Raw genomic sequence first — 5,106 nt, forward strand, 5'->3', positions numbered from 1 at the left:
CAAAAAGCCTTTTTCTTTTACAAATTTTTGTATTTTAGCAAAAGAAAAATGGCTTTTTGCTTGGTGTAGAGACTGCATAAGTACTTGATAATCAAAGTCCGCACTTCACAAAGCCGCAAACCGTTGTGCGACATGCTAAACCCAAAATTCCGCCAAAGAAACTATGAACGAAGATTTACTCGCACTTATTCAAAAATGGATAAATAATGTACCGACTATAATTTTGGGAAGTGGGGCTTCTGTCCCATACAAAATACCTGGAATGTTTGATTTAGGTATGTACATTAAAGAAAATTGTTCCTTCACCGAAGAATTCGACAAAATAGCATTCAAACTATTTACTGATAAATTCGAGCAGACTGAAGATTTAGAGACGAGTTTACTGGATATTAAAGTAACCCAAAATGTTGTAAACTCTATTGTTTCTAAAACTTGGGAGTGTATAAATAATGCAGACCTTGAAGCTTATGACAAAATATTAGCTTCAGAATATCAACTGCCGTTAAAAGATTTTTTATTCTATCTTATTAAAGCTTCTGATCATAAAGTATCAGTAATTACCACTAACTATGACAGAATTGTCGAGTATGCATCAAGTGAAATAAACGCTTATATAAATAACACTTTTTCTCAAAATTATATTGGTAAATCAACGACAGCACTCTCTAAAATTTTGCCAGCGAACCTACATGGATATAATGGAATTGTGGAAATATTAAAAGTTCATGGCTCGTTAGATTGGTTCAAATCTAAGGAAGATATAAAATATCAATTACCGTTAAGAAAAACTATTCCTAACGGCTATGTACCATCAATTGTAACTCCCGGAGTTTCTAAATATGAAGAAACACACAATGAGCCTTATCGAACAATTTTCTCTAAAGCAGACTCTACAATTGAGAATTCTAAAAGTTTTTTTTGTGTAGGATATGGATTCAATGACAGCCATTTTCAACCGAAATTAATAGACCAGATTAAAAGCGGAAAACCAATTATCGTATTGGCAAGAACTTTAACGGAAAAAGCAAAACAATCAATTATTGGAAATAATTGCAAAAACTATTTCTTATTTGAAAAAGCTGGAGATAATCAAACAAGAATTTACTCCTCGAAATATGAAGAACCAATTATTGAAGAATCAAACATTTGGTCTTTTGATGAATTTATTAATAAAGTACTTAAATAATCATGAGCATATTTACATTTGAAGATGAATCTAATATCGGAACTGTTTTTAGCGTAGATACATCAACTATAATTGTCAAAGTCAACGAGATTGAAAATCTACGAAAACTTCAAGTGAACCACCTATTAGCCGTTGAAAGTTCTAAAGCTGGGCAATTATTAATCGGAATCATTAATAAAATAACTAGAAAAATTTCTGACGAAGAAGCCTCATCTGATGATGGTTTAAATATAGCACTGCTTACAGAGAATATTGTAAAAGTTAATTTAATAGGTACATTCTTTGATAAAGTTGGAAGTAAACACAATGTTTTTAAAAGAACACTTGATTCAGTTCCTGAAATTGACGCTAAATGTTATCAAATTATTGGAGAAAATATTACCAATTTTATGAAAGCCATTACAACAAGCTCAGAAATAAAAACTCCATTATCTATTGGAAAATATTCAATTGATGAAGAAGCAGAAGCATTTCTTGATGGTGATAAACTATTTCAAAGACATGCTGTAATTGTTGGAAGTACTGGTTCTGGAAAATCTTGGTGTGTTGCAAAAATCATTGAGCAAATTGCAACTTTACCAATGGCAAACACAATTCTTTTTGACATTCATGGAGAATATAGTTCCGATAATTTTGATGTCCAAGGTATTCAGAGATTTAAAATTGCAAATCCATCCGACTTAACTAAGGAAAACAAACTATCCAATGGCATACTTATGATACCATATTGGTTGTTAACATATGAGGAAATGTTGGCAATGCTGTTAGACCGAAGTGATAGTAACGCACCAAATCAAGCAATGATTTTTTCAAAAACTGTGTTTGAAGAAAAACTGTCTTTTTTAGAATCGATAGGTGATGAAACATTTAAAGGCAACATTACGATTGACAGCCCAATCCCATACAAAATTTCCGAAGTGTTAAGAATCATATCTGAACTCGACATGGAAATGGTTGCTGGGGCACGTGGAGATAAGCAAGGTCCATATTTTGGAAAACTAACAAGGTTTGTGCAAAGATTAGAGGCAAAAGCACAAGATAAAAGACTTGGCTTTTTGTTTCAAATAACTGACGAAGAAAATCATATTGATTGGATTTATGAGTTTTGTGAAGCTCTAATGCATGGTTCTAAATGCCAAAGCAAAAATTCGGGAGTGAAAATTATTGACTATTCAGAAGTTCCTTCTGATGTTCTCCCTTTAGTTATTGGTCTTATTTCTAGATTAATATTTTCAGTCCAACAATGGACAAACAAAGAAAATAGACATCCAATAGCTTTATTTTGCGATGAAGCTCATTTATATATTCCAGAGAGAACAAATCAAGATTCAGCATCAGAACTTGGTTTGAAAAATTTTGAAAGAATAGCAAAAGAAGGTAGAAAATATGGAGTAAACTTAACTGTAATTAGTCAAAGACCATCAGAAGTTAACCGAACTGTTTTAAGTCAGTGCAATAACTTTATTTCATTACGTCTATCTAATGCAGACGACCAAGCGGTTATAAAGAAACTTTTACCAGATAATCTTGCCGGATTAACAGATTCATTGCCAATTCTTGATATTGGGGAAGCTTTAGTTGTTGGAGATGCTTCATTATTACCAACACGAATTAACATTTCAGAACCAAGTATAAAACCACAAAGTGCAACTATTAATTTCTGGCAAGAATGGTCTAATGAAGAAGAAAAACAAAGTATTAAAAATGCTGTAATTGGTTTGAGAAATCAATCAAAAATATAAGCACGATCGCACAACATCGGTTTTGCAAAAGAGCGGGTTAAGTGCAAAATTCAACGTTAGTAATTCTATCACCGCATAAGCCATTTTTATTTCCTTTTTTTTGTAATTTAGCAAATAGAAAATGGCTTATGCTACGGTAGTGCTGAATTGAACTTTTGTGCTTCCTTTTCCGCTCCTTCGCAAAGCCGTTTCCCGTTACCGGTAATTGTAGAAAGACACTGCAACCAACGACAGATAATTTTAACTTTGAACATTAATAATTAAAAACAAACAGATATGGCTTACAAAAAGAAAGTATTCATTAGCTACGACTACGACAAAGACAAGCATTACAAAAACTTATTATTGGCTTGGGATGCAAATAAACTTTTTGACTTTTCAATCCACGACCACTCGGCAGACGTTTCCGTTAATAGCACTGATGCTACTGCTATAAAAAGGACAATTTCAAGATACATTAATGAAGCAACATATTTTCTAATAATTGTTGGCGAAAAGACACATAAGAGTGCTTGGGTTAAGTGGGAAATTGAAAAAGCTGTGGACCTTGGAAAAAGAATTGTAGCTGTAAAGACTGACAGAGAAAACACCTCCCCTGCTGCTTTACTTGGAATTGGAGCAAGTTGGGCAATGTCCTTTACTTATGATGCAATTACCAAAGCTATAAATAACGCTTAATATGGCTTCAAAAAAAACTTGCTTTGTAATTACAGGTTTTGGTCCAAAAACAGACTTTGAAACAGGGCGAATCATAGACCTTGACAAGACTTTTGAGCATTTGATAAAGCCAGTTTTTGATGAGCTTAAAATCTCTTGCTTCAGAGCCAAAGAGATAAAACATTCGGGAACTATTGATGTTCCAATGTACGAATGGATTTATAAAGCAGACATAGTAGTTGCAGACGTTTCAACATTAAATGCAAATGCCTTATATGAACTTGGTGTTCGACACGCATTGAGACCAAACACAACTATTGTAATTTCAGAAGACCAAACTAAATATCCATTTGACCTTAATCATACAGTTATTTTCAAGTATGAACACTTAGGTAAAGATATTGGGGTTACTGAATCATTGAGATTCAAAAAAGAGCTAAAGAGTTTAGTTCAAGCTGTCATAAAGAAACAGAAAAATGACAGCCCAGTTTACACGTATTTGCCTAAACTAAAACCTCCAGTATTTACTGACGAAGAATTGGAATTAATAACAGAGAGACCTAAAAATCAAGTTAGTCTTTCAGAATTAATTAGTGACGCTGAAAATGCAAAAAACAGTAACGATTTTGGAGTAGCAATTTTGCTTTATAAAGCTTGCTTGACTTTTGAGCCTCAAAATGTTTTTCTAAGACAACGACTTGCCTTAGTGACATACAAAAACGGAAAACCCAATCTGAAGAAGTCGTTACTTGATGCAGAGAACATTTTAGAAGAATTAAATCCAGAAGAAACTACTGACATTGAAACATTAGGGCTTTCAGGTGCAATAAATAAAAGACTCTTTGAAGAAACTAACGACAAGACATATCTTGAAAAATCAATAAGATTCTATTCCAAAGGTTATCACATTGCTCAGGACTATTACAATGGTATCAACTATGCATATCTATTAACCCTTAAATCAACACTCGTGGATGATAGATATGAAGCAATATCATTTTTTGTTCAAAGTCAAAGAATACGAGAGCAGGTAGTTTCAATTTGTCTTAGCCATATAAAACAAAAGACATTCAAAGAACGTGGAGATAAAGAATGGATTTATCAGTCGTTAGCACAAGCATATTTAGGACTTGACAAGCAGACAGAGTTAAATAATATCATTGATAAAATAAATAAACTTTCCAAAGGACAGTTTGATATAGACACGTTTAAGGAACATAATAAGAAACTGATTGACTACATTGACAGCTTTAAAAAGAAGAACAACTACCGGTAACAGGCGTTTGGCTCAATGGCGGGTGAAGTAGTTATTTGAACATTCTACCTCGCATCAACTTTTGTGGTGTATTGACAGTTTTGTGCTCCGAAATCCGCCACTGCGCCAAGCGCCAAAACGTTGTCCGTAATATTTGAGGAGCGTTATCAAATTGAAGATTTTGCAAATTTGAAAATTTATTGACCTCTACCCTTCTGATTTCTAAATTTTATGCCGAATAATTTCTGCGTGAAAATTTTAAAAAT

The 5,106-nt window shown here is 33.1% G+C and carries 4 protein-coding genes; all 4 read left to right on the forward strand.

The window, feature by feature from the left end; translation table 11 throughout:
* Window positions 1-163 precede the first annotated feature (163 nt).
* The 4 genes from EIY84_RS11420 (at window position 164) to EIY84_RS11435 (ending at window position 4,861) form a co-directional block, all read left to right on the forward strand.
* Window positions 164-1,186, forward strand: coding sequence for an SIR2 family protein (locus tag EIY84_RS11420; protein ID WP_124643281.1), 1,023 nt, complete (start codon window positions 164-166; stop codon window positions 1,184-1,186).
* 2 nt (window positions 1,187-1,188) lie between these two features.
* On the forward strand, window positions 1,189-2,928 hold the full coding sequence (locus EIY84_RS11425; protein WP_124643283.1) for an ATP-binding protein: 1,740 nt from the start codon (window positions 1,189-1,191) through the stop codon (window positions 2,926-2,928).
* Between the two features lie 276 nt (window positions 2,929-3,204).
* Entirely contained in the window at window positions 3,205-3,606 is a 402-nt protein-coding gene (locus EIY84_RS11430) for a TIR domain-containing protein (RefSeq protein WP_124643285.1), read from the forward strand.
* A gap of 1 nt (window position 3,607) precedes the next feature.
* Window positions 3,608-4,861, forward strand: coding sequence for a TRAFs-binding domain-containing protein (locus EIY84_RS11435; RefSeq protein WP_124643287.1), 1,254 nt, complete (start codon window positions 3,608-3,610; stop codon window positions 4,859-4,861).
* Window positions 4,862-5,106 lie beyond the last annotated feature (245 nt).

Origin of the sequence: Amniculibacterium aquaticum (assembly GCF_003852705.1) — a bacterium.
Taxonomy (GTDB): Bacteria; Bacteroidota; Bacteroidia; order Flavobacteriales; family Weeksellaceae; genus Amniculibacterium; species Amniculibacterium aquaticum.

Coding starts and splice junctions, on each gene's coding strand:
- EIY84_RS11425 (WP_124643283.1), top strand. CDS start 1,189: ATGAGCATATTTACATTTGAAGATGAATCTAATATCGGAACTGTTTTT.
- EIY84_RS11435 (WP_124643287.1), top strand. CDS start 3,608: ATGGCTTCAAAAAAAACTTGCTTTGTAATTACAGGTTTTGGTCCAAAA.
- EIY84_RS11420 (WP_124643281.1), top strand. CDS start 164: ATGAACGAAGATTTACTCGCACTTATTCAAAAATGGATAAATAATGTA.
- EIY84_RS11430 (WP_124643285.1), top strand. CDS start 3,205: ATGGCTTACAAAAAGAAAGTATTCATTAGCTACGACTACGACAAAGAC.